The organism is Ensifer adhaerens, from assembly GCF_013283195.1.
Classification (GTDB): domain Bacteria; phylum Pseudomonadota; class Alphaproteobacteria; order Rhizobiales; family Rhizobiaceae; genus Ensifer; species Ensifer adhaerens_G.
Window position 1 is genome coordinate 1,011,567 of the sequence record NZ_JABEKT010000001.1, and the last position, 24,037, is coordinate 1,035,603.

The window sequence follows — 24,037 nt, forward strand, 5'->3', positions numbered from 1 at the left end:
ATTGTCCATCATCGCAATATCAAATCTAGGGGGCGAATCTTAAGGTTGCGTTAAGGCGCATTCTTCGCCGTCTGCAACTACAAATTAAATCTTCCGCTTGAATGCTTTGATAGCCGGATAGCCTCGGCGAGCGGTTAAAACACGAACATGTAAAGCAGGATGATGGCGATTAAGGGTACGCCCATGAGCCAGAGTACGATGCCTTTCATTTCAAAACCTCCACGTCATTGCCGTTGAAGAGGTAACGCCGGCTGTCGCAAAACGTTCCGTGTGTGCGATCGAGGCCTGGTCGTGTCGTCGCTGTTCAGCGCACGCTCGTGATGGGGTAATGTCTTGAGTACGATGCATATTCCAGCTTGGACCGCCGCCGATTTTTAAGGGGATCTGTCCGTCGCCGGTGACATCAGGGCAACAAAAAAGGCCGGGCGAACCCGACCTTCCCATTCGCTGTGCCGCCGCCCGCACATCTGCGTTCGGCAGCGACGCGCGAAAATTACTTGGCCTGCAGGTTGTCTGCAGAAGACTTGCCGGTCTTGCGGTCGCGCGTCAGCTCGTAGCTGATCTGCTGACCTTCGTTGAGGCCGGAAAGGCCTGCGCGCTGAACGGCCGAGATGTGAACGAACACGTCCGGGCTGCCGTCGTCAGGCTGAATGAAGCCGAAACCCTTGGTGCTGTTGAACCACTTTACTGTGCCTGTAGCCATGACGATTCCCTTTCAATCGTTCGTAATAGACATTCCCGGAAACAAACCTCCGGATCAGGATAACCGATTTTGAAGAGGGAAGTCCGTCTCTCACGCGCTTAGGGCGCCGACACAAAGTTCGTCAGCAATATCGATTTCCGCCAAATAAGAGCTGAATGTGACGATTGCAAGGCTTTGTTTGTCGATGCCTAGGCGGGCTGTGCGGCTATGCACATATGAGCGCCCAGCGCGGTTTGGCGCCGCCGAATACTGGCAATGTTTCAAGCATGTCTAAGAGGGAAATGGTGCTGCTAGAGAGATTTGAACTCTCGGCCTCTCCCTTACCAAGGGAGTGCTCTACCCCTGAGCTATAGCAGCATCTCGCGGCCGGTTCGTTGACAAGCCGCATCAAGCGAGGCGGCTATTGCCATAGCTGGACGGGGAGCGCAAGCAGCATTTTGAAGTTTTCGCTGTTGTCCTGTGAGAAAATCCGTTTCGGCTTCCGAACCCCCTGCTTTTGCGCTAATGCATCCACCATGCAAACAGACGACAAGAAAAGCGCTGAGGGCGAAGCTTCGTTGACCGAGCCGGAGAGCGCGCCGGCAAAGCGCCGGCAAAAGGATACGACCGAGCAGGACCTGAGGAAGGCGCGCCTCGCCAAGACGCTGCGCGACAATCTCCAGCGCCGCAAGCAGCAGATGCGCGCGCGCCGGTCCGGGGCCCCCGACGAGGCGATCGGCCTGCCTGCCGCAAAAACGGACGAATCGGAAGATTAGTACGGGCAGGGCGCCGTTCGGCGGTCTTTCGTGGGAGCAGGCGGCCGTGGCTGCCATGCGTTCAAGGCACTTCTAATTTCGCGGCGTCTCCCCTAAAGAGGCGCCTTCAGATACACTTCACTTTTTTGGAAAGGCGGGCCAAGCCCGTTCGAGAGGCCTCATGGATCGCATCAGGATTGTAGGCGGGAATGAACTTCACGGGGTCATCCCGATTTCCGGCGCGAAGAATGCGGCCCTGCCGCTGATGATCGCATCGCTGTTGACCGACGATACGCTGACGCTGGAAAACGTTCCGCATCTGGCCGACGTCGAGCAGCTGATCCGCATCCTCGGAAACCATGGCGTCGATATCTCGGTCAACGGCCGGCGCGAGCGCCAGGGCGAAAGCTACGCCCGCACGATCCATTTCACCTGCCGCAACATCGTCGACACCACGGCGCCTTACGAGCTCGTGTCGAAGATGCGCGCGAGCTTCTGGGTCATCGGTCCGCTTCTGGCGCGTGAAGGCAAGGCCCGTGTTTCGCTGCCGGGCGGCTGCGCCATCGGCACGCGTCCGGTCGACCTGTTCATTGAGGGCCTGCAGGCGCTCAGCGCCAACATTGAGATCGACAGCGGCTACGTCAACGCGACGGCCCCGGCCGGCGGCCTGATCGGCGCGCGTTATACCTTCCCGAAAGTTTCCGTCGGCGCCACTCACGTGCTGATGATGGCAGCGACACTTGCCAACGGTACCACCGTGCTTGGCAACGCCGCGCGCGAGCCTGAGGTTGTCGACCTTGCCAACTGCCTGAACGCCATGGGCGCAAAGATCACCGGCCAGGGCACCGCGACGATCACCATTGAGGGCGTGCGCTCGCTGTCGGGCGCCCGTCACCGCGTCCTGCCTGACCGCATCGAGACTGGCACCTACGCCATGGCCGTTGCCATGACCGGCGGCGACGTCATCCTCGAAGACACCGACATGGCGCTGCTCGACACCGCGCTGGAAGCGATCCGCCGCGCCGGCGCCGAGATCACCGAGACCAACAGCGGCATCCGCGTCGTGCGCAACGGTGCGGGCATCAAGCCGGTCGATATCGTCACCGATCCCTTCCCGGGCTTCCCGACCGACCTGCAGGCGCAGTTCATGGGCCTGATGACCATGGCGAAGGGCACGTCGCATATCACTGAGACGATCTTCGAAAACCGCTTTATGCACGTGCAGGAGCTTGCCCGCCTTGGCGCCAAGATCTCGCTGTCGGGCCAGACCGCCAAGATCGAGGGCGTCAGCCGGCTGAAGGGCGCGCCCGTGATGGCAACCGACCTTCGTGCCTCCGTCTCGCTTGTCATCGCCGGCCTTGCGGCGGAAGGCGAAACCATGGTGTCGCGCGTCTACCATCTCGACCGCGGCTTCGAGCGGTTGGAAGAAAAGCTCACCCGTTGCGGCGCCCATGTCGAGCGCGTCAGCGACTGATTTTACCCGTCGCGCCTGATGCCGTTGCGGTTTCAGGCGCGACGTCCTATGTCCATTTCAATTGTGGCACGCAAAATGTGCGACGAAAGCGAAAGGAATGGATGGCATGGATGGTCTGAAGCTGCTGGCGCTCGATGAAGAGGATCTGGCCGTCGTCTCCGCCCACGTCCAGGATGCCGTGTTCAAGGTTTCCGGGCTGGAATACGATGCGCGCCGCAAGCAGTTTTCGCTCAGCGTCAACCGGTTCGTCTGGGAGATGGCCGATGGCAAGCGCCGTTCCTTCGAGCGTCGACGGGCCGTGCTCCTGTTCAAGCGGGTGGGTGCGGTGCGTTCGCTCGGTTTTGATCGTGGCAATGGCGAGGCCGTGCTCGACCTGCTGGCGGTAACATTCAAGGTCGCCGGCGAGGGGCCGGAAGGCACAGTCGAACTCGTTCTTGCCGGCGACGCGTCCATTGCCCTTGATGTGGAATGCATCGAGGTGCAGCTTGCAGATACCGGCGGGGCATGGGAAACCGCTTTCAAGCCCCGGCATCCCGAAGGCGTTTGAGCTCCGCGACACAGGCATACGACAAGGACATTTTGCGTTGGCAATCAGGCTGAACTATCTCGACGGTAACTTCGAACAGCAGTTCGCGGCGTTTCTGACCACCAAGCGTGAAGTTTCCGAGGACGTCAATGCGGCGGTGAAGGCGATCATCGACGATGTGCGTCTGCGCGGCGATGAGGCGGTGGCGGAATATTCCGCCCGCTTCGACGGTATCGACTTCGCGACGACGCCGATGCGCGTCAGTGCCGAGGAAATCGATGCGGCGATCCAGGTGGTCGAGCCGGAAGTGCTGGGCGCGCTCAAGGTTGCGGCCGTTCGCATCGAGTCGCATCATGCCCGCCAGCGGCCGAAGGACGATATCTACGAGGATACGATGGGCGTCGGCCTCGGCTCACGCTGGACGGCGGTCGATGCCGTCGGGCTCTACGTGCCCGGTGGCACGGCGAGCTATCCAAGCTCGGTGTTGATGAACGCGCTGCCGGCCAAGGTCGCCGGTGTCGAGCGCATCGTCATGGTTGTGCCGGCCAATGGCGGCAAGATCAACCCGGCTGTGCTGGCGGCAGCGCGTCTTGCCGGCGTCGAGGAAATCTACCGCATCGGCGGCGCGCAGGCCGTGGCAGCCCTTGCCTATGGCACCGCCACCATCGCGCCGGTCGCAAAGGTCGTCGGCCCGGGCAATGCCTATGTGGCTGCCGCCAAGCGCCAGGTCTTCGGCACCGTCGGTATCGACATGATCGCCGGCCCTTCGGAAGTGCTCGTCATCGCCGACCGCGACAACGATCCGGACTGGATCGCCGCCGATCTTCTGGCGCAGGCCGAGCACGATGTCGGCGCCCAGTCGATCCTGATCACCGACGACGCCGCCTTCGGCGAGGCCGTCGAGGCGGCGGTCGAACGGCAGCTGAAGACGCTGCCGCGTGCCGAGACGGCTTCTGCGAGCTGGCGCGATTTCGGAGCGATCATCCTGGTGCCGGATCTGGAAAAGGCGATACCGCTTGCAAACCGCATTGCCGCCGAACATCTGGAGCTGGCGCTTGCCGATCCCGAGCCGATGGTCGCGAAGATCCGCAATGCCGGCGCCATCTTTGTCGGACGCCACACGCCTGAAGTTATCGGCGATTATGTCGGCGGTTCGAACCACGTGCTGCCGACCGCCCGCTCGGCGCGGTTCTCCTCCGGCCTCGGTGTTCTCGATTACATGAAGCGCACGTCGATCCTGCGGCTCGATGCGGAGCAGCTGCGCATCCTCGGGCCGGCGGCGATCGCTTTGGCGCGCTCCGAAGGGCTTGAGGCCCATGCGCGCTCGGTCGCGATCCGCCTCAATCTCGGGGATGCGGGATGAAGGCAGACCGCAATCAGCGCCTCTGCGATGTCGTACTGGACGAGACGATCGGCCGTTCGACGCCCGACGTGGAGCATGAGCGCGCGGTTGCGATCTTCGATCTTCTCGAAGAAAACCTGTTCGAGCCGGTCGGCCATCCGGGCGGCCCCTACAAACTCAACCTCTCCTTGATGGACGCAAAACTGGTCTTTGCGATCTCGACCGAGAAGGGATCCGACGTCGCCACCCATATTCTCTCGCTGACACCGTTTCGCCGGATCGTGAAAGACTATTTCCTGATCTGCGAAAGCTACTACGAGGCGATCCGTTCGGCGACGCCGAGCCAGATCGAAGCGATCGACATGGGGCGTCGCGGCATCCACAACGAGGGTTCGCAGACGCTGATGGATCGCCTGTCAGGCAAGATCCGGCTCGATTTCGACACCGCCCGCCGTCTGTTCACGCTCGTCTGCGTGCTGTACTGGCGCGGATGACGGCGGAGACCGGAATGACGGGAACCGCGACGCGCCAACTGACAACGCCACGCTCCGTTCTCTTCATGTGCGGTATGAACGCGATCCGCTCGCCGATGGCAGAGGCGCTCGCCAAGGCGGCCTTGCCGGCGGGGACCTATGTGGCGTCGGCCGGCGTGCGCCACGGCGAGCGCGATCCCTTCGTCGACGTGGTGCTGGACGAGGTCGGGCTGTCCATCGGGCGGCATCAGCCGCGCACGCTGGACGAGCTCGAGGACGATTATTTCGACCTCATCGTCACACTGGCGCCGGAGGCTCATCACCTGGCGCTGGACCTGACGCGCTCCATGGCCGTCGATGTGGTCTATTGGCCGACGCCGGACCCGACGGTTGCCACCGGCACGCGCGAGCAGATCGTCGATGCCTATCGCGCCGTTCGCGATCATCTGGCCACGCTGATTAATCGCCGTCTGGTAGTGGCGCCCGCGGACGAAAAGGCCTAATACCAACCTCGGCCGACGCTTTTGGTGCACGGACGCGCCGACAATCCCGACCGGACGGCTTGGCACCGGTTGCGGTTTTCTCCTTGGCAAAGAGCTAAATCGCTCCGGCGCAATCGTTCAATATCAGCGCAGGTTGGTATCAGGCAGTACAAAAGCGGAAAAGCCGGCGCAAAGCGGTTCACAAATCCTCGTCGATTGTGTAGTTTCCGGCGAATTTTTCGGGATGCGTGTCGTATCGCCGAACAAACACAGAAAGAACAGTCCTACATGGCGAAAGAAGAAGTCCTCGAATTCCCGGGCGTGGTCACGGAATTGCTTCCCAATGCGACCTTCCGCGTGAAGCTCGAAAATGAACATGAGATTATTGCCCACACCGCAGGCCGCATGCGCAAGAACCGTATCCGCGTTCTGGCCGGCGACAAGGTGCTCGTCGAAATGACGCCCTATGACCTGACCAAGGGTCGCATCACCTACCGCTTCAAGTAAACCGCCGACAGGTGGCTTCATCATATCTCTGGGGTGACGGCGCGTTCCGATGACAACGGCTCAAAAACTGATATTGGCGTCCGGTTCGCCGCGTCGCGTCGAGCTTTTGGCCCAGGCAGGCATCGAGCCTGCGCGCCTGATGCCGATGGATCTCGACGAGACGCCGAAGCGTTCCGAGCATCCGCGCTCGCTGGCGCGTCGTCTTTCGGCCGAGAAGGCGAAGGCGGCGCTGGCCGCGATCAAGGGTGAGGCCGGTTGGGATGGCAGCTATATCCTGGCGGCCGACACGGTCGTCTGCGTCGGCAGGCGCATCCTGCCGAAGCCCGAGCTCGTCAGCGAAGCGTCGAGCGCCCTGCATTTGCTGTCTGGCCGCAGCCACCGGGTCTATACGGGCGTCTGCCTGATCACGCCCGACAAAACGCTGCGCCAGAAGGTGGTCGACACCAAGGTCCGCTTCAAGCGTCTTTCCGGTTTCGACATCGAGAGCTATCTTGCCTCCGGCCAATGGCGTGGCAAGGCAGGCGCCTATGGCATCCAAGGGATCGCCGGCAGCTTCGTCGTCAAGCTCGTCGGCTCCTACAGCAACGTCGTCGGCCTGCCGCTCTATGAGACCGTCGGCCTTTTGGTCGGTGAAGGCTACGACGTTCACAATCGTTGGCTGGAAGGCTGAAGGCAGTGACGGACGAAGACAAGAAGACGGGCTCGAACGTCGCACCCTTGCGCGCACCGCGTCCTTGCCCCGAATGCGCTCGCCCCTCGCACCGCGAGCACTATCCCTTCTGCTCGGATCGCTGCCGCAATGTCGACCTCAACCGCTGGCTCTCGGGCTCCTACGCCATTCCTGTGGCAGACGACGAGTCGAAAGCCGACGACGACGATCGCTGACCGCGATCTGCCTGAATATCCTCAGTTTTTCGGCTTTTTCCACACTCTTTGAAATAACTGCCAAAAAACTTTCATTTGGTGCTGGACACCGCCGAACATCATGTTATAACCCCGCTCGCTTCCGGGGCACAAACAACGCCCCGAGGGTTCCGAAAGGAACCGCTGCCCGCAACGGCAGGATGCCCGGATAGCTCAGTTGGTAGAGCAGCGGATTGAAAATCCGCGTGTCGGTGGTTCAAATCCGCCTCCGGGCACCATTTTTCCCAATGGTCCCATCGCATTCGAAATTTCTGGTTCCGCGGAGCCTGCTGCCTGCGTCAAGGCCGTCTGCCTTCGCAAACCATGGCGCTCACTCTGCCTTTGCCGGTCGCCGATCGCTCGGGCTAGATCCAGGGCGAAACACCTATCTTTAACCAATTGTTAACTATGTCGGCGCAACCTCAGTCGTTGATAGCAGATTGTGCACGGATCCCGTGGGACCGTACCAGCAGGGCGTTTCGAGCTCGGGATCAACCGGGCATGCCGCGCCCCAAAAGCAGACGCATTCGTTCATTCCTGAGGGAGTAGAGGCAAGGATGTACGAAATGGCAGATCACATGATGAAAATGCTGATGAGCATCATGGCAGCGCTGTCGCTCGGTTCGCTGCTGTTTCTGATGGCTGTTCTGTAAAGCGCGTCGCGATCATAAGGGCCCGCGCTTCAAGCTTTCGTTCCTTCGCGATACCGCTATCGCGAACACGCTGAACATTTTTGCACGAGACGACGTGCGGCTGCGAGAAGGCAGGTTCTGCCTTCATGTCTGCGTCTCATGCAGCGCTGCGTCTCTTCAAGAGACGTTAGGCTGCGATAGCAGGTTGAATGGTTGAATATTCGGCCTCTTAGCCGGACAGGATCCATCGGCCGTATCTGCCGCCCGCCTGGTCATGGGTAGAGATAAAACTCGTCCCAGCTGTCGCGCGGCACGAGTTCGCCGATCTTGTATTCGAAGGACAGGATATCCAGGTGCTCGGCGTCGGTCAGGCACTTGAACTTCAGCTTGTACCATTCGCCCTTGCTGCGGAACACCGCGCCCGGCGCCTTCATCTTGTCTTCTTTCATGACCGGTTCGGCGAAGGTGTAGGCGATCACCTTGTCCGGCTTGAAGGTCGACTTGTCGGCGTTGATGCGCTCCATCGCCTCGGTGTCGCAGCGCTGCTCCAGCCGGGTCTGCGGGTCGAGCTTTTCGAACTGGCGCACCAGGGACTGATCCATCGCCAGCGCCGGGGAAAATGTGGCGGCGAAGATGAGCGGGTACGCGACTGTCTTCATGCTGGACGGTTTCCTGATTGTGCAAGGGGCGGCCGCGGCAAATCACCGCCGTGGCGCAACGTCGGTTTCAGGTAAGCTTTGTGGCCATACCAAGGCACGGACCACGTTTCCGAAAGGTGGATCACGTTTCGGAAACATCGATCCATTCGGCGCCGGTCAATTCGACGATGCGCTGCGGATTGATATGAACGGCCGCATTGGTTGCGCCGGCGGCGGGAACGACGATGTCGTAGGCCTTGAGCGACAGGTCGCAATAGATGCTGTGGGGCTTGGCAAGGCCGAACGGGCAGACGCCGCCGACCGGATGCCCGGTTTCCGCCTCGACCTCGTCGAAGCCGAGCATGCGGGCCTTGGTGCCGAAGCGGGCCTTGTATTTCTTGTTGTCGAGCCGCGCATCGCCGCGGGTCACGATCAGGATCACGTCGTCGCCGACGCGAAGTGCGAGCGTCTTGGCGATCTGGGCGGGTTCGACGCCGTGTCCTTCGGCGGCCAGCGCCACGGTGGCCGTGCTCTGTTCGAGTTCGATGACGTCGATATCCGGCGCGCGCTCGGAGAAGAACTGTTTGACGGAGGTAAGGCTCATGATGGGACTTCAGGCTCTGGCAATGGTTTGGGGATGGCAAAAGAGCGGACGAACGCCTTCAGGCCGCGGCAGCGCTGCCGACGGCGAGGCTGTCTCAATCGTCGTTGGAGGCGTCAAGGTTTTCGGGGCGCGTGCCTTCCTGCTGTGTCGGCAGGTAGCCATGGGTGGTGAACCAGTTTTCGAGGATCGCCGCGATTGCCTGCTCGCGCGTCAGTTTGCCGGGATGATCGGCCATGAACGCCTTCAGCGCCGTCTCGATGTTGTCGGTGTGGAGCTCGCTCATGATGTCTTCCTTCCGTTGGTCTCGGCACGGCCCGCCGGGTGGCGAGCCGTCCGACTTGGATGCGTGGCGCTATGTCGTCACGCCTGTTTGACGATGCGGATCAGCACCAGGAGGATGACCGCGCCGATCGTCGCGTGCAGGATCGCGGAAAGCACGCCCGTTCCAAGGCTGATGCCGATGGCGGGAAAGAGGAAACCGGCGATGAAGGCGCCGATGATGCCTACGACCATGTTGCCGATCAGGCCGAAGCCGAATCCCTTGACGATCAGGCCGGCAAGCCAGCCGGCGATCGCACCGACAATCAGGAATACGAGAATGCTTTCGATACCCATGAATGGTTCCCTTTGCGTTGGATCTACTGCATGTTTCGTCTAGCCGGTTTGCGGATAAAACACGCAGCATTCAAAGTGCTACAGCGACCTTTGTGCGGCCGCAGGACGCGCGGTGCTGTAGAGGGAAAGATAGACCAGGATTTCAAATCAGATAGGGGGCAATTTCATCGCGCGGCGATTTTTTGGATGAATACGGAGATTTGTTCCAGGCAATCCAATGCCACGCGTCGAAAAGGGCCCTCAAAGGATGCTGTTACACACGCCGCATGAACCTCGCCTGAGGTCGATGCCGATCCATGGAAGCACGCGGAGGTAACGAAAACATGCAGAGCAGCGGTCGTTGCTCTGCATGTTGTTTTTGAGATGCGGCCGAGAAGCGTATCAGACGATGCCGCCGCCACCGCCGGCGACGGCCGGTCGCTCACCGGCCACCCTGGCGCGGTAGCCGCTCGCCCGATAGGTCGCAACCGGTGCGATCGCCCCACCGCCTTCGAGGCGTGCCATCGCGAGGATTGGTTCGACGTCGGTGCGAAACGCTGCCTTCAGCGTTTCCGTTGCCATCAGCGCGTCGTTGTCCTGCTGGAAACCGTCGAGTGCCGCGCGGTCGACGAGGAGCGCCTGCGTATAGGCGCGGCAGACCTCCATCGCGCTGGTCATCAGGCTTTCGATCGGATCGGTGACATTGTGGCTCTGGTCGAGCATATGGGCGGGCTCAAACCCTTCCGCGCCACGCGCCTCCGCATCGACGAGTTCGTTGAAGACGAGAAACAGGCGATAGGGGTCGATTGAGCCGGTATCGAGGTCGTCGTCGCCATATTTCGAATCGTTGAAGTGGAAGCCGCCGAGTTTCTTGAACTGGATCAGCCGGGCGACGATCATCTCGATATTGACGTTGGGCGCGTGGTGGCCGAGGTCGACAAGACAGAATGCCTTGGGGCCGAGTTCCTGGGCGATCAGATAGTTGGTGCCCCAGTCCTGGACGACGGTCGAATAGAAGGCCGGCTCGAACATCTTGTGTTCGGTAAAGACGCGCCAGTCGTCCGGCAGTGCGGCATAGACCGATTTCATCGCATCGAGGTAACGCTCGAACGACTTGGTGAAGTTGCTCTGGCCGGGAAAGTTGGAGCCGTCGCCGACCCAGACGGTCAGCGCCTTCGAGCCGAGCTGCCGGCCGATGTCGATGCATTCGAGATTGTGCTCGACTGCCTGGGCGCGCGTGGCCGCGTCGCTGTGCGACAGCGAACCGTACTTGTAGGAATGCGCCTGTCCGGGTGCGTCCGAAAAGGTATTGGAGTTCATCGCGTCGAAGCCGAGGCCGAGGGCGGCGCCATTCTGCTTCAGTTCGGAGATGTCGCTGACCTTGTCCCAAGGGATGTGCAGCGAGACGTTGGGCGTTGCCCGGGTCAACTGCTGGATGACGGCGCAATCTTCGAGCTTGTCGAAAATGTTGCGCGGCTCGCCCTTGCCGGGAAAGCGGGCGAAACGCGTGCCGCCGGTGCCCACGCCCCAGGAAGGCACGGCGACGCCATAGGCTGCGACCTTGCGCTTGATGGCGTCTATGTCGACGCCGCGGCGGGCCAGTCTTTCGCCAAGGCTGGCATAATCCTCGCGAAGAGCCGCCTCGCGCCGTTGGTTTTCCGCTTCGACGACGGTCTTGCCGATCATGGTATTCATCAAAATCTCCGGCTCAGCGGGTGAACGACTGGGCGTTGCCCGCGTCGACGTTGACGATGTTGCCGGTCGATTTTGCCGACATGTCGGAGGCGAGGAAGTAGATCGCCTCGGCGATATCCTCCGGGAACACGCTGAGCTTCAGCATCGAGCGTTCGCGGTAATGCGCTTCGAGATCGTCGACATCCATCTTGTAGGCGGCGGCGCGCTGTTCTTTCCACTCGCCGGTCCAGATTTTAGAGCCGCGCAACACGGCGTCCGGGTTGACGACGTTGACGCGGATCTGGGCAGACGCGCCTTCGAGCGCCAGGCAGCGAGCGAGATGGATTTCGGCCGCCTTGGCCGTGCAATAGGCCGATGCGCCGGGCGAGGCGGCAAGGCCGTTCTTCGAGGCGACGAAAACGACGTTGCCGCCAGCCTTCTGGTTACGGAAGACGCGGAAGGCTTCACGCGAAACGAGGAAATAGCCCGTCGCGAGAATGTCCATGTTCTTGGTCCAGAGCGCCAGCGTCGTGTCCTCGATGGTGGCGGAGGAGGCAAGGCCGGCGTTGGAGACCAGGATGTCGAGGCCGCCGAAGGCAAGCAACGTGTCGCCGAAGCCGGCTTCGACCGCCGCTTCGCTGGTCACGTTCATGCTGATCGAACGCACGAAATCCTTGCCATGGCGGCCCGCAAGCTCGTTTTCGGCAGCAGCCAGCGCCGCCTCGTCGATGTCCGCGATGACGACGCAGGCGCCCTCCTGCATCAGCCGATGGGCCGTCGCCTTGCCGATGCCGCCGGCGCCGCCGGTGACCAGCGCGATGCGGCCGGCCAGGCTCTTCGGCTTCGGCATGCGCTGAAGCTTGGCCTCCTCGAGCAGCCAGTACTCGATGTCAAAGGCTTCCTGTTCCGGCAGGCCGACATAGGTCGAAACCCCGGAAGCGCCGCGCATGACATTGATGGCGTTGACGTAGAACTCGCCGGAGATGCGGGCCGTCGCCTTGTCCTTGGCAAAGGTGATCATGCCGACACCGGGCACGAGATAGACGACCGCGTTCGGATCGCGCATGGCAGGGCTGTCTGCGTGCTTGCAGCGTTCGTAATACGCGGCGTAGTCGGCGCGATAGGCGTTGATCGCATCGGGCAGCCCGGCCAGCGTCGTGTCGACATCCGGGTTTGCCGGATCGAAATCGACGACCAAAGGCCGGATCTTGGTGCGCAGGAAATGGTCCGGGCAACTGGTGCCGAGCGCTGCCAGCGGCTTCAGGTCGCGCGCGGCAACGAAATCGAGCACGGCCTGGCTATCGTCAAAATGGCCGACTTTCTTCTCGTCGGTGCTGATAAGGCCGCGGATCACCGGCATCAGGCGTTTGGCGATTGCCGCCCGCTCAGCCGCCTCAAGCGTCGGCTTGATGGCGCCGCCGAAGGCTGGGCCGACATTGTATTCCTCGAACCAACCGATCGCGACATTGATGATCTCGATCGTCGTCTCATAGGCCTCTTTTGCCGTGTCGCCCCAGGTGAACAGGCCGTGGCTTTCAAGGATGACGCCGCGCGCCTGCGGGTTCTTGGCGCAGAAATCGCTAAGCCAGAGGCCGAGCTCGAAACCGGGCCGCTTCCAGGGCAACCAGCCGATCTCGCCGCCGAACAGGTTGTCGGTCAGGTTCTGACTGTCCTTGCTCGCCGCAATCGCGATGATGGCGTCGGGATGCATGTGGTCGACATGTTTTTTCGGCACATAGGCGTGCAGCGGCGTGTCGATCGAGGCGGCGCGCGGGTTGAGATCGAAGGTGCAGTGGGGGAGATAGCCGACCATCTCGTCTTCGAACGCGACGCCGCGATAGATGCCCTTCAGTGCATTGAGCTTGTCCATGTAGAGCGTGGCGAAGCCGTCCAGCTTGATCGTGCCGACGTCGCCGCCGGAGCCCTTGACCCAGAGAACCTCGACCATTTCTCCGCTCAGCGGATCCTTTTTCATCACCTTGGCCGAGGTGTTGCCGCCGCCGTAATTGGTGATGCGCTTGTCGGAGCCGAGCAGGTTCGAGCGATAGAGCAGACGCTCAGGCTCGCTCATGCCCGCAGCCTTCGCATCATCCCAAAGGTTTGCAAGTCCCGCGCCCTGCTGCTTGTCGAGCATCTCGAATTCCTCCCGGTCCGTTGCCTCGCAGCTTGGCGGCCGCGTGGAGATGTGGTTGGCATCAGATCACATGGGTCGAAAGTCGTTGTCAATCAAAAACGATCAAATTCGCGCATATCGCACTGCACAATGAAAAAATATGATTGATTGTGATTGACAATGTTTGGTCGTGATGGAAGCATGCACATTATCGGAGGAGCGGATGCACGAGAAAGAAAGACATCGGATCATTCTGTCGGCGGTTCAGGAAAAGCCCGTCGTCACGGTGCCGGAACTGGTCGACTTGACCGACAGTTCCGAGGCGACGATCCGGCGCGATATCGCAGCACTCCATGTCCAGAAGCGACTGCGACGCGTGCGCGGCGGGGCCGAGGCGATCAATCCGCCGCAATTCGTCGGGCTGGCTGGCCGCCCCTTCAAGGTCAATGAGAGCCTGCATGCGCGGGAGAAGCAGGCGATCGCCAAGGAGGCGGTTGCGCTCTGTGAAGACGGCGAGCCGATCATCATCAATGGCGGTACGACCACCTTCCAGATGGTGCACTTTCTGACCAATCGCCGGATGCAGGTCTTCACCAACTCGTTCCCGATCGCCGAGCATCTGCTCAAGCATTCGAAGAACACGGTGATGCTGTCGGGCGGCACGATCTACCGCGAGCAGAACATCATCTTGAGCCCCTTCGACAATGACGTGACGCGCAATTTCTATGCGCGCCGCATGTTCATGGGCGCCCAGGGGCTCGGTCCGCTCGGCCTGATGGAGGCGGATCCGCTGCTGATCCAGGCCGAACAGAAATTGATCGATCAGGCCGACGAACTCGTCGTGCTGGTCGACTCCTCGAAATTCCACAAGCGCTCCAGCCTCATCCTGTGCGGGTTGAAACGGATCGCCACTGTGATCACGGATTCGGGCATCGAGGACAGGCATGCCGCGATGCTCGAAAATGCCGGCGTGCGCCTGGTGGTCGCCAGTGCCAGGGCCGGTACGGATGCGGAGACTGCGTCCTCGACCGCTTGAGACGGCCGAGGGGAGGGGAAGATCGGTATCGGTTGCAAAAGGCCGGGCCGGTTTCGAATTGGAGAAGGTCAGTACCGGACGATGCGGTCATCCCGATCGCGTTCCGGTCCATGGGAGGAGTGGAAATGAAGATCCTGAAATCATTGATGGTCACGGCCGCCGTTTCGCTGGCGTTGATGGCCAATGCCGCGCATGCGGAAAACAAGAAGATCGCGCTCGTCGTCAAGGCGCTCGGCATCGGCTTCTTCGAGGCCGCCAACAAGGGCGCGCAGGAAGCCGCCAAGGAACTGGGCAATGTCGAGGTGATTTACACCGGCCCGACGACGACGACCGCTGAAGGCCAGATCGAAGTGATCAACTCGCTGATCGCCCAGAAGGTCGATGCCATCGCCGTTTCCGCCAACGACACCGACGCGCTGGTTCCGGCGCTGAAGAAGGCGATGGATCGCGGCATCAAGGTCATCTCCTGGGATTCGGGCGTCGCCAAGGACGGCCGCCTGATGCACCTCAACCCGTCTTCGAGCCCGCTGATCGGCAACATGATAATCAAGCTCGCCGCCGACAATCTGCCGGAAGGTGGCGATGTCGCCGTGCTCTCGGCAACTGCGACCTCGACCAACCAGAACGTCTGGATCGAGGAAATGAAGAAGGTTCAGGGCAACTACAAGGGCATCAATGTCGTTGCGACCGTCTACGGTGATGATCTGGCCGACAAGTCCTATCGCGAAACGCAAGGGCTCATTCAGTCCTATCCGAACCTGAAGGCGATTATCGCGCCGACCTCGGTCGGTATCGTCGCCGCGGCGCAAGCTGTCACCGACGCTGGCAAGGTTGGCCAGATCAACGTCACCGGCCTTGGCCTTCCCTCGGAAATGGCCGGCCACGTGAAGTCGGGCGCATCCAAGTCCTTCGCGATCTGGAACCCGATCGATCTCGGCTACTCTGCAACGATGATCGCCAACGATCTCATCAACGGTGCGGAAGCCAAGCCGGGTGCGGAACTGAAAATGGGCCGAATGGGCGCCGTCAAGCTCGACGACAACAATGAAGGCGCTATGGCCGACCCGTTCGTCTACGACGCCTCGAACGTCGAAGAGTTCGCCAAGATCTTCTGATCGGCGAGGGGCGTTTGATCGCATCCGCCCCTCATCCGCCTGCCGGCACCTTCTCCCCGCTTACGGGGAGAAGGGACAAGCGGCATACTCGCCCGTCCCCCTGCCACCAGTGAGTGGCTGGTTCCCAACGGACCCCCTCTCCCCGCGAGCGGGGAGAGGGTTGGGGTGAGGGGCCATTTTCAGACTGCGGTGCGCTCGGTGTGAGGCACACAAATCAGGCGGAACTGAACTTGCTGCAGGATACGACCACATCGCGGATGAAACCCGCCATCGCGCTCGAGGGGATTTCCAAGTCTTTTCCCGGCGTCAAGGCATTGTCCGATGTTTCGCTGTCGCTTTACCCGGGCTCGGTCACGGCGCTCGTCGGCGAGAACGGCGCGGGCAAGTCTACCCTCGTCAAGATCCTGACAGGGATCTACCAGCCTGATGGCGGCAGCATCCGTGTCGCCGATACGGAAACGACGTTCCCGACAGCGCTTTCGGCCGCACGCGCCGGTGTCACCGCCATTCACCAGGAAACGGTGCTGTTCGACGAGTTGTCTGTTGCCGAAAACATCTTCCTCGGCCACGCCCCGCGCAACCGTTTCGGCCTGATCGACTGGAAGAAGCTGAATGCGGATGCGCGCGCGCTGCTGCATCGCGCCGGTGCCGATTTCGATCCGACCATCCGCCTGCGCGATCTCGGCATCGCCAAGAAACATCTGGTGGCCATCGCCCGGGCGCTCTCGGTCGACGCCCGCGTCGTGATCATGGACGAGCCGACGGCGGCGCTGTCGCACAAGGAAATTCACGAGCTCTATGCGCTGGTCGAACGGCTGAAGGCGGACGGCAAGGCGATCCTGTTCATCAGCCACAAGTTCGACGAGATCTTCCGCATCGCCGATCGCTACACCGTGTTTCGCGACGGAACGATGGTGGGCGAGGGGCTGATCGCCGACGTCGCCCAGGACGACCTCGTGCGCATGATGGTCGGCCGCGCCGTCGGCTCGGTCTATCCGAAGGAGGATGTCGCTATCGGCGAACCGGTGCTGACGGTCTCCGGCTACCGCCACCCGACCGAATTCGAGGACATCAACTTTGAACTGCGGCGCGGCGAGATCCTCGGTTTCTACGGGCTGGTCGGTGCCGGCCGTTCCGAATTCATGCAGTCGCTGATCGGCATCACCCGCCCGTCGGCGGGCGCCATCAGGCTCGACGGCGAGATCCTGGTGATCCGAAGCCCGTCGGAGGCGATCAGGAGCGGCATCGTCTATGTGCCCGAAGAACGTGGCCGACAGGGCGCGATCATCGGCCTTCCTATCTTCCAGAACGTGACGCTGCCGTCCTTGTCTCGCACCTCACGCTCCGGCTTCCTGAAGCTTGCCAACGAGTTCGCGCTTGCACGGGAATATACCTCGAGGCTCGATCTGCGCGCCGCGTCGCTTGACCAGGATGTCGGCACGCTTTCGGGAGGCAACCAGCAGAAGGTGGTCATCGCCAAATGGCTGGCAACCAAGCCGAAGGTGATCATCTTGGACGAGCCGACCAAGGGCATCGACATCGGCTCGAAGGCCGCCGTGCACGCCTTCATGAGCGAACTTGCGGCCCAAGGCCTCAGCGTCATCATGGTCTCATCGGAAATTCCCGAGATCATGGGCATGTCGGATCGCGTCATCGTCATGCGCGAGGGTCGCATCGCCGGCCGCTTCGAGCGCAGCGAGCTGTCGGCGGAAAAGCTGGTGCGCGCGGCCGCCGGCATCACGGAGGCCGCATGATGTCCAAGCTTCTGAAAAACCGTGAACTGCTCCTCGTCGGCGCGATCCTGGTGTTGATCGCCCTGATCGCCTGGCGCTTCCCACCTTTCGTCGCGCCCGCCAATCTGGCGCGTGTCTATAACGACACCTCGATCCTGATCATCCTGGCGCTCGGCCAGATGGCCGTCATTCTGACGCGCTGCATCGACCTTTCGATGGCGGCAAACCTGGCCCTTTCCGGTATGGTCGCGGCGATGCTGAACGCGGCCTTTCCCGGCCTGCCGATCCCGGTCATCATCCTGTCGGCGATGGCGCTTGGCGCGGTCCTCGGGATGGTCAACGGCGCGCTGGTCTGGAAGCTCAACATTCCGCCGATCGTCGTCACGCTCGGCACGCTCACCATCTATCGCGGCCTGATCTTCCTCTTGACCAACGGCAAGTGGATCAATGCCCATCAGATGAGCGATGCCTTCAAGAGCTTTCCACGCGCTGATCTTGCCGGCATTCCGGTGCTCTCCTGGCTGTCGGTCGTGATGGTCGCGGCGATGTTCCTGGTGATGACCCGCACCCCGCTCGGGCGTGCCTTCTTTGCCGTCGGCGGCAATCCGCATGCCGCGGTCTATACCGGTATCGATGTCGGCCGCACCCGCTTCTTCGCATATTGCCTCTCCGGCACGCTGGCCGGCCTTTCCGGCTACCTCTGGGTGTCGCGTTATGCGGTCGCCTATGTCGATATCGCTGCCGGCTTTGAGCTCGACATCATCGCCGCCTGCGTCATCGGCGGCATCTCGATTGCCGGCGGCATCGGTTCGGTGCCGGGCGCAGTGCTCGGCGCGCTGTTCCTCGGCGTCATCAAGAACGCCCTGCCGGTGATCAACATCTCGCCCTTCGCCCAGATGGCGATCTCCGGCATGGTCATCATCATTGCCGTTGCCGTCAATGCGCGGGCCGAACGGCGCAAGGGTCGCGTCATCCTCAAAAAGGCGGAGGCTGTCTGATGGCCGAAACGCATCTCTCCCCCCGCAACATTCCCGATCGCCTGGAAGGGCGCGGTGTGCGCCTGCTGAAGAGTTGGGAAAGCCTGCTGCTCGTCGTCGCGTGTCTCATCTTCCTCGGCAATTCGCTGGCTTCGCCCTATTTCCTCGATCCGTGGAACCTGTCCGACGCCACCTTCAACTTTACCGAAAAGGCGATGATCGCCTTCGCCATGGCATTGGTGATCATTTCCGGCGAGATTGACCTTTCGGTCGCATCGATCATTGCGCTCGCCTCGACGGCGATGGGTTATGCCGTCCAGCTCGGCTTCGACACGCCGGCGTTGGTGATTGTCGGCCTGTCTGTCGGGCTGATCTGTGGTGTCGTCAACGGGCTGCTGATCACCGGCCTCGGCCTGCCGTCGATCGTCGTCACCATCGGCACCATGAGCCTGTTTCGCGGCCTGTCCTTCATCATCCTCGGCGACCAGGCGTTCACAGGCTATCCCGACAGCTTTGCCTGGTTCGGGCAGGGTTATGTCTGGTGGGTGTTCTCGTTCGAGTTCACGCTGTTCGTCGTGCTCGCCGTCATCTACGGCGTGGTGCTGCACAAGACCAATTTCGGCCGCGCCGTGTACGCGATCGGCAACAATCAGACCGCAGCGCTGTTCTCCGGCATCCGCGTCAACCGGGTGAAGTTCACGCTGTTCCTGCTGACAGGCCTGATGGCCGGGCTCGCCTCGATCTGCCTGACCTCGCGCCTCGGCTCCACCCGTCCGTCGATCGCGCTTGGCTGGGAACTGGAGGTCGTGACCATGGTGGTGCTTGGCGGCGTCAGCATTCTCGGCGGTTCCGGCACCATTCCGGGGGTGGTGCTCGCCGCCCTGATCATGGGCATGGTCACCTTCGGGTTCGGCCTTTTGAACGTGCCGGGCATCGTCATGTCGATCTTCATCGGTTTGCTGTTGATCTCGGTGATCGCCCTGCCCATCCTGTGGCGCCGCGCCCGCCGCCGTCTCGCCCACTGAGGTTTTCATGGAAAAATACGCCTTTCGCATGCGGCTCAATCCGGGAATGGCCGCCGAATATACCGCGCGCCACGACGCCATCTGGCCGGAACTGGTGACGCTGCTGAAAGATGCGGGCGTCACGGATTACTCCATCCATCTCGACGAGGAGAACGATCTGCTCTTCGGCGTTCTCTGGCGCACGGATGATCATGGCATGGCCGATCTGCCGTCCCATCCGGTCATGCAGAAGTGGTGGGCCCATATGGCCGACATCATGGAAACCCATGGCGATAACGAGCCGGTCGCGGTGCCGCTCAAAACCGTCTTTCACATGAGCTGAGCCGATGCGGATCGTGGGCGTCATCGACATCGGCAAAACCAATGCCAAGGTCGCAGCGGTTGATCTCGATCGTTTCGAAGAGATTGCCGTGCGCAAGACTGCAAACGGTGTCGTCCGGGGCGATCCCTATCCGCATTTCGATGTCGACCATCTCTGGGCCTTCGTGCTCGATAGCTTGAAGGCGCTCAACGCCGAGTACCCCTTGCAGGCGATCTCGATCACCACCCACGGGGCGACGGCAGTCGTTCTCGACCAAGCCGGCGGACTTGCCTTGCCCGTGCTCGACTACGAATTTGGTGGGCCGGATATCCTGTCGGAAGCCTATGAGCGCGTTCGCCCGCCCTTTACTGAAACCGGGTCCGCCCGGCTGCCGATGGGGCTGAACGTCGGCGCGCAATTGTTCTGGCAGCAGCAGACCTTTCCCGATGCCTTTGCCCGGGTCGCGACAATCCTGACCTATGCGCAATACTGGACCTTCCGGCTGACGTGTGTGCGCGTCAACGAACTGACCTCGCTCGGTTGCCACACCGATCTCTGGAACCCGAGGGCCGGCACCTTCTCGACCCTGGTGGACAGCCAGGGTTGGGGCCAACTGTTCGCGCCGGTTCGCAGGGCAGACGAGATCGTCGGTGCGCTGCTGCCCGAACTTTGCGCCGCCACGGGCATTCCCGAGGGCATACCCGTCTATTGCGGCATCCACGATTCCAACGCATCGCTGTTGCCGCACCTCTTGACCCGAAAGGCGCCGTTCTCGGTCGTATCGACCGGCACTTGGGTCGTGATGCTGGCGGTGGGCGCCGCCAAGGTAACACTCGATGAACATCGCGACACGCTAATCAACGTCAACGCCCTTGGCGACCCGGTTCCCTCGGCGCGCTTCATGGGCGGTCGCGCTTTCTCGCTGCTGCTCGGCGACAATCCGACGCCCACCTCGTTCAAAGACGAGCAGGCCATCGTTGCGGCCGGGCACATGCTCTTGCCTTCGCTTCCCGAAGGCTCTGGGCCTTTCCCGTCAGCCAAGGCCCGCTGGAGCGTGGATGAAGAGACGTTGACGCCAGCCGGCAAAGTCGCCGCCGTCTCATTCCATCTGGCTCTGATGACGGCGACCTGCCTCGATCTCATCGGTGCGCGCGGCGATATTGTCGTCGAGGGACCGTTTGCCGCAAACGCCGCCTATCTGCGCATGCTGCAGGCGGCAACCGGACGTCCGGTCCTTGCCGACAGCCAGAACGTTACCGGCACCAGCCTTGGCGCCGCAAGCCTTGTCGACGGCAGCCACGTGCGGACCGGGGTGCAAGCTTTTGACGGCGCGGTGCCTCAGAGCTTTGCGCGCTATGCAGAAGATTGGCGATCGCTCACGAAAGACCATTGCAAAATGGCACAGGCGATCAGCTATCCTGAAATATTGGAAGAGTAACGGCGTCCTATGAGAGACGCTCGCGACAAGACGAAGCGCGTTCTTCCGCTCAGAAAACCGAGCTGCGGTTTGCCGAACGGTTATGCTCGAGATTGAGCACGATGGATACGGCCATCATTGTCAGGATTGCTGTGAGAGCGGCGCCAATTCCAAGAACAATCATTGTTCGTTTCCCGTCAGCGCATCGTCATGATGTCGCTTTGCTTGCTGCAAAGGTTTCTTTCGCGCGACACGCGCCCACTTCACTTTCGCTTCGATACGCGAGCGCAAGTAGAAGTACAATTCTAAACTCTTGTGAGTGAAAACCTGTTGAAATTCGCCGCTAATAGTGCGGCATTGCTGCGTTGCAAAAACACTGCCCAAAAACGTCCGGCGAATTTTAGTGATTCCGGTTACAGGCTATCAACCGTTAACCTTCAGGCAAGGAATTAACCATAAACATTGTCCCACACGTCGGAATGGGAAAATTCACAGTCTCCTCAAGGCATGATGCCGCCCCGCCGTACCGGTTCCGGTCCGGTATCGATTCTTCACCGAATTTACTTGCGGGATGGACGATAGCAGACGCCAGATGGCGGAGGCTGATCGCATCGATGTGGCGTGCACGTCCGGTGGACCGTGGACTGTCCTGTTCCTCCCCAGGTGAATTCCAAGCATGAAAAACCGGGGATTGAGCGTTGAGGCAGGAACCATCGTCAGAACAGGCAAGGAAGGGCCAGGCAGGCAGTCTGCTGGAGCGCTTGCGTTTTGCCGGGCTCGACGACGAGAGCTGTTCCCGCATCCGTGACACCCGGCAGAAGCTTTCCCCCCGTATCGACGCAGCGCTTCGCGATCTCTTCCAGCGCCTGCAGAGCTATCCCGACGCAGCCCGCCATTTCGACAACGACCGGCAGCTCGATCGCCTGCAGGACATCCAGTCCTCCCATTGGAACGTGCTGACCGATGCGCGTTTCGACGGCCTCTATGCCGAGCGCGTCAAGGTGCTGGCCGACACATCGAACCGCATGGGCCTCGACCCGCGCTGGCAGATGGCAAGCCATGCCGTTGTGTTGGAACACTTGCTGGTCGGCCTCATCGAAGAGGCCTGGCCGAAGTCCTTCCTGCCGATGGGCCGGGGACGTCGCAAGGAATTGTGCGACCTGGTCGCGGCCCTCGTCCGCACCGTCTTCGTCGATACAGAGATCGGCGTCTCGCTCCGCTTCAACGGTCTGCGCCAGCAGCACCAGCGCCAGCTCGCCGAACAGCACAGCGCCGACGAGCAGGCTGTAACGACGCTTTTCGGCGATTTCGCCAAGGGTTTGAACGAGGGAGACCTCGGCGTACGCCTTTCGCAGACGGCGCCCGACGCCTATCAGCCGATCGTTGCCAGCCTGAATGCGGCGCTCGACACGATCCAGCAGAGCCTGCAGTCCGCCGATCAGCGCGGCCAGGCGGCCGAGGCTTTTGTCGGACGCCTGCGCGAAGGTGCTGCCGGTTTCTCCGATAAGGCAGCCGCGGAAGCCGATGCCCTCACGGGCCATATTGCGGCACTTTCCGACATGACCGAGCGCATGGCCACCGGTTCGAGCCGCATCAGCGCCACCGAGACGAAGGCCAACGAGACCCGGGTTGCCGTCGAGCGCAGCGGCGAGATCGCCGGCCAGGCTATTTCCGCCATGGCCGACATCGAGGCATCGGCCGAAAAGATCGGCCAGATCATTGGCGTCATCGACGAGATCGCATTCCAGACCAATCTCTTGGCGTTGAATGCCGGCATCGAGGCTGCAAGGGCGGGCGACAGCGGCCGTGGCTTTGCCGTCGTGGCCCAGGAAGTGCGTGCGCTTGCGCAGCGTTCCGGCGAGGCCGCGCGTGAAATCAAGCAACTGGTGTCCGGCACTAAGTCGCAGGTCGAGACCGGCGTCGAGATCGTTGGCCGCACGCAGGATGCGATCAGCAGCATCGTCCAGCAGGTCACATCGATCAATGCAGCGGTCTCCGGCATCGCCCGCGAGGCCGAGCAACAGGTCGGCGACCTCAAGGGCGTGACATCCGACATCGGGGCGATCTCGCGCGCCGTCACGGCAAGTGCGGCGATGGCGGGCGAAACGGTTCGCTCCTCCGACGATCTGCACAATGTCATCGTCGAGCTTGGCGAGACGATCCGCAGGTTCCGTGTCGAACGCCGCCACGCGGCGTCGCCAATACCGGCTGCCAGCCAGGGACGCAGCCTCACGGCTCGTCTTGATGTGGTCGACGATGAAATCGTGGCGCCATTGTTCGATGACGCTCCGCAACGTCAGTTCGCCGGTTGGCAACGCTGATCCCAGGGACACTCAAGAGTTAGCAGTCGAGGAAAACAGGAATGGCCAGCAAGAAGACCGCCCGGAAAACGCTCAGCCTCGCTCCGGTGTTGGACCTGAACGAAGCGACGACGCTGCACGAGAAGCTTTTGGGCCTGAAGGGCAGCGATCTGACGATTGACGCCTCCGCGGTCGAGCGCGTGGGAACGCTTTGTGTCCAGGTCCTGATGGCTGGTGCCAAGACTTGGGAAGAAGAACATTTGTCTTTCACCTTCAGCAAGGTGTCGGACGCTTTCGAGAAAACGACACAGCTCATCGGGGTCGACATCGACCACCTGATGGCAAAGGAGATTTGAAGAATGAAAAAGCGAGTTCTGACAGTCGACGACTCCCGAACGATCCGGAACATGCTTCTGGTCACGCTGAACAATGCCGGTTTCGAAACGATCCAGGCAGAAGACGGTGTCGAGGGCCTCGAGGTTCTTGAGGAAGCCAATCCCGATGTCATCGTCACCGATATCAACATGCCGCGTCTCGACGGCTTCGGCTTCATCGAAGGCGTGCGCAAGAACGACCGCTATCGCGCTGTGCCGATCCTGGTCCTGACCACGGAAAGCGATGCTGAAAAGAAGAACCGTGCCCGTCAGGCCGGTGCCACCGGCTGGATCGTCAAGCCGTTCGACCCGACCAAACTGATTGATGCAATCGAGCGCGTAACGGCCTGAAGTCCGAGG

At 61.5% G+C, this 24,037-nt stretch carries 26 protein-coding genes and 2 tRNA genes; 20 read left to right on the forward strand and 8 right to left on the reverse strand.

Translation table 11 applies throughout. From position 1 onward, the window contains the following. Positions 1–493: 493 nt before the first annotated feature. Together LPJGGPFB_RS04720 and LPJGGPFB_RS04725 are read right to left on the reverse strand one after the other, a co-directional pair. Positions 494–703: a cold-shock protein gene (locus LPJGGPFB_RS04720; protein WP_025425871.1), complete on the reverse strand. Its 210-nt coding sequence runs from the start codon at positions 701–703 to the stop codon at positions 494–496. Between the two features lie 282 nt (positions 704–985). Beyond that, a tRNA-Thr gene (locus LPJGGPFB_RS04725) sits at positions 986–1,060 on the reverse strand. 158 nt (positions 1,061–1,218) lie between these two features. Here LPJGGPFB_RS04725 and LPJGGPFB_RS04730 point away from each other — a divergent pair. The 10 genes from LPJGGPFB_RS04730 to LPJGGPFB_RS04775 all read left to right on the forward strand — a co-directional run bounded on the left by LPJGGPFB_RS04730 (position 1,219) and on the right by LPJGGPFB_RS04775 (position 7,383). Continuing rightward, positions 1,219–1,458, forward strand: coding sequence for a hypothetical protein (locus LPJGGPFB_RS04730; protein ID WP_173420949.1), 240 nt, complete (start codon positions 1,219–1,221; stop codon positions 1,456–1,458). Between the two features lie 160 nt (positions 1,459–1,618). Then, positions 1,619–2,911, forward strand: coding sequence for a UDP-N-acetylglucosamine 1-carboxyvinyltransferase (gene murA, locus LPJGGPFB_RS04735; RefSeq protein ID WP_173418963.1), 1,293 nt, complete (start codon positions 1,619–1,621; stop codon positions 2,909–2,911). 106 nt (positions 2,912–3,017) lie between these two features. Beyond that, complete coding sequence (locus LPJGGPFB_RS04740) at positions 3,018–3,458, forward strand: DUF2948 family protein (protein WP_173418964.1); 441 nt, start codon at positions 3,018–3,020, stop codon at positions 3,456–3,458. A 37-nt stretch (positions 3,459–3,495) separates the two neighbouring features. Next, the gene (gene hisD, locus LPJGGPFB_RS04745) at positions 3,496–4,800 is read left to right on the forward strand and encodes a histidinol dehydrogenase (protein WP_234902765.1); all 1,305 of its coding nucleotides are present in this window, start codon (positions 3,496–3,498) and stop codon (positions 4,798–4,800) included. Further along, entirely contained in the window at positions 4,797–5,273 is a 477-nt protein-coding gene (locus LPJGGPFB_RS04750) for a UPF0262 family protein (RefSeq protein ID WP_115418517.1), read from the forward strand. Before hisD ends, LPJGGPFB_RS04750 begins: the two co-directional genes overlap by 4 nt. A gap of 14 nt (positions 5,274–5,287) precedes the next feature. Then, positions 5,288–5,755 (forward strand): arsenate-mycothiol transferase ArsC, encoded by a 468-nt coding sequence (locus LPJGGPFB_RS04755; RefSeq protein ID WP_173418966.1) that lies wholly within the window; start codon positions 5,288–5,290, stop codon positions 5,753–5,755. Positions 5,756–6,022: 267 nt separating this feature from the next. Next, positions 6,023–6,241 (forward strand): translation initiation factor IF-1, encoded by a 219-nt coding sequence (infA, locus tag LPJGGPFB_RS04760; protein WP_004435948.1) that lies wholly within the window; start codon positions 6,023–6,025, stop codon positions 6,239–6,241. Positions 6,242–6,290: 49 nt separating this feature from the next. Continuing rightward, a complete protein-coding gene (locus LPJGGPFB_RS04765) occupies positions 6,291–6,911 on the forward strand; it encodes a Maf-like protein (protein ID WP_025425878.1) in 621 nt (206 codons plus the stop codon). Positions 6,912–6,916: 5 nt separating this feature from the next. Then, a complete protein-coding gene (yacG, locus tag LPJGGPFB_RS04770; protein WP_173418967.1) occupies positions 6,917–7,126 on the forward strand; it encodes a DNA gyrase inhibitor YacG in 210 nt (69 codons plus the stop codon). Between the two features lie 181 nt (positions 7,127–7,307). Then, a tRNA-Phe gene (locus tag LPJGGPFB_RS04775) sits at positions 7,308–7,383 on the forward strand. A 665-nt stretch (positions 7,384–8,048) separates the two neighbouring features. On the opposite strand, the gene LPJGGPFB_RS04780 is transcribed toward LPJGGPFB_RS04775, so the two are convergent. The 6 genes from LPJGGPFB_RS04780 to LPJGGPFB_RS04805 form a co-directional block, all read right to left on the reverse strand. Then, positions 8,049–8,435, reverse strand: coding sequence for a DUF930 domain-containing protein (locus LPJGGPFB_RS04780; protein WP_173418968.1), 387 nt, complete (start codon positions 8,433–8,435; stop codon positions 8,049–8,051). Positions 8,436–8,556: 121 nt separating this feature from the next. Then, entirely contained in the window at positions 8,557–9,018 is a 462-nt protein-coding gene (locus tag LPJGGPFB_RS04785) for a YbaK/EbsC family protein (RefSeq protein WP_173418969.1), read from the reverse strand. Between the two features lie 94 nt (positions 9,019–9,112). After that, positions 9,113–9,301, reverse strand: a complete 189-nt coding sequence (locus LPJGGPFB_RS04790; protein WP_077504366.1) for a hypothetical protein — start codon at positions 9,299–9,301, stop codon at positions 9,113–9,115. Positions 9,302–9,378: 77 nt separating this feature from the next. Further along, on the reverse strand, positions 9,379–9,633 hold the full coding sequence (locus tag LPJGGPFB_RS04795; RefSeq protein WP_053250496.1) for a GlsB/YeaQ/YmgE family stress response membrane protein: 255 nt from the start codon (positions 9,631–9,633) through the stop codon (positions 9,379–9,381). A 381-nt stretch (positions 9,634–10,014) separates the two neighbouring features. After that, complete coding sequence (rhaI, locus tag LPJGGPFB_RS04800) at positions 10,015–11,307, reverse strand: L-rhamnose catabolism isomerase (protein WP_173418970.1); 1,293 nt, start codon at positions 11,305–11,307, stop codon at positions 10,015–10,017. A gap of 13 nt (positions 11,308–11,320) precedes the next feature. Continuing rightward, complete coding sequence (locus LPJGGPFB_RS04805; protein ID WP_173418971.1) at positions 11,321–13,420, reverse strand: bifunctional rhamnulose-1-phosphate aldolase/short-chain dehydrogenase; 2,100 nt, start codon at positions 13,418–13,420, stop codon at positions 11,321–11,323. Between the two features lie 202 nt (positions 13,421–13,622). On the opposite strand from LPJGGPFB_RS04805, the gene LPJGGPFB_RS04810 reads away from it, so the two are divergent. From LPJGGPFB_RS04810 to LPJGGPFB_RS04855, 10 genes are all read left to right on the forward strand, one after another. Further along, complete coding sequence (locus LPJGGPFB_RS04810) at positions 13,623–14,435, forward strand: DeoR/GlpR family DNA-binding transcription regulator (protein ID WP_173418972.1); 813 nt, start codon at positions 13,623–13,625, stop codon at positions 14,433–14,435. A gap of 125 nt (positions 14,436–14,560) precedes the next feature. Further along, positions 14,561–15,550 carry a rhamnose ABC transporter substrate-binding protein gene (gene rhaS / locus LPJGGPFB_RS04815; RefSeq protein WP_077504362.1) on the forward strand — a complete coding sequence of 330 codons (990 nt, stop codon included), beginning with the start codon at positions 14,561–14,563 and terminating at the stop codon, positions 15,548–15,550. A gap of 257 nt (positions 15,551–15,807) precedes the next feature. Beyond that, entirely contained in the window at positions 15,808–17,304 is a 1,497-nt protein-coding gene (locus tag LPJGGPFB_RS04820; RefSeq protein ID WP_173418973.1) for a sugar ABC transporter ATP-binding protein, read from the forward strand. Then, entirely contained in the window at positions 17,301–18,281 is a 981-nt protein-coding gene (locus LPJGGPFB_RS04825) for an ABC transporter permease (protein WP_173418974.1), read from the forward strand. The genes LPJGGPFB_RS04820 and LPJGGPFB_RS04825 overlap by 4 nt, the downstream gene beginning before the upstream one ends. Next, entirely contained in the window at positions 18,281–19,285 is a 1,005-nt protein-coding gene (locus tag LPJGGPFB_RS04830; RefSeq protein ID WP_173418975.1) for an ABC transporter permease, read from the forward strand. The genes LPJGGPFB_RS04825 and LPJGGPFB_RS04830 overlap by 1 nt, the downstream gene beginning before the upstream one ends. 7 nt (positions 19,286–19,292) lie before the next feature. Then, positions 19,293–19,607 carry an L-rhamnose mutarotase gene (gene rhaM / locus LPJGGPFB_RS04835; RefSeq protein WP_173418976.1) on the forward strand — a complete coding sequence of 105 codons (315 nt, stop codon included), beginning with the start codon at positions 19,293–19,295 and terminating at the stop codon, positions 19,605–19,607. 4 nt (positions 19,608–19,611) lie between these two features. Next, positions 19,612–21,024, forward strand: a complete 1,413-nt coding sequence (locus LPJGGPFB_RS04840; protein ID WP_173418977.1) for an FGGY-family carbohydrate kinase — start codon at positions 19,612–19,614, stop codon at positions 21,022–21,024. A gap of 677 nt (positions 21,025–21,701) precedes the next feature. Continuing rightward, positions 21,702–23,324 carry a globin-coupled sensor protein gene (locus LPJGGPFB_RS04845; RefSeq protein WP_173418978.1) on the forward strand — a complete coding sequence of 541 codons (1,623 nt, stop codon included), beginning with the start codon at positions 21,702–21,704 and terminating at the stop codon, positions 23,322–23,324. A 41-nt stretch (positions 23,325–23,365) separates the two neighbouring features. Continuing rightward, positions 23,366–23,659 (forward strand): STAS domain-containing protein, encoded by a 294-nt coding sequence (locus LPJGGPFB_RS04850; protein ID WP_077504355.1) that lies wholly within the window; start codon positions 23,366–23,368, stop codon positions 23,657–23,659. A 3-nt stretch (positions 23,660–23,662) separates the two neighbouring features. After that, positions 23,663–24,028 carry a response regulator gene (locus LPJGGPFB_RS04855; RefSeq protein ID WP_065784641.1) on the forward strand — a complete coding sequence of 122 codons (366 nt, stop codon included), beginning with the start codon at positions 23,663–23,665 and terminating at the stop codon, positions 24,026–24,028. Positions 24,029–24,037 lie beyond the last annotated feature (9 nt).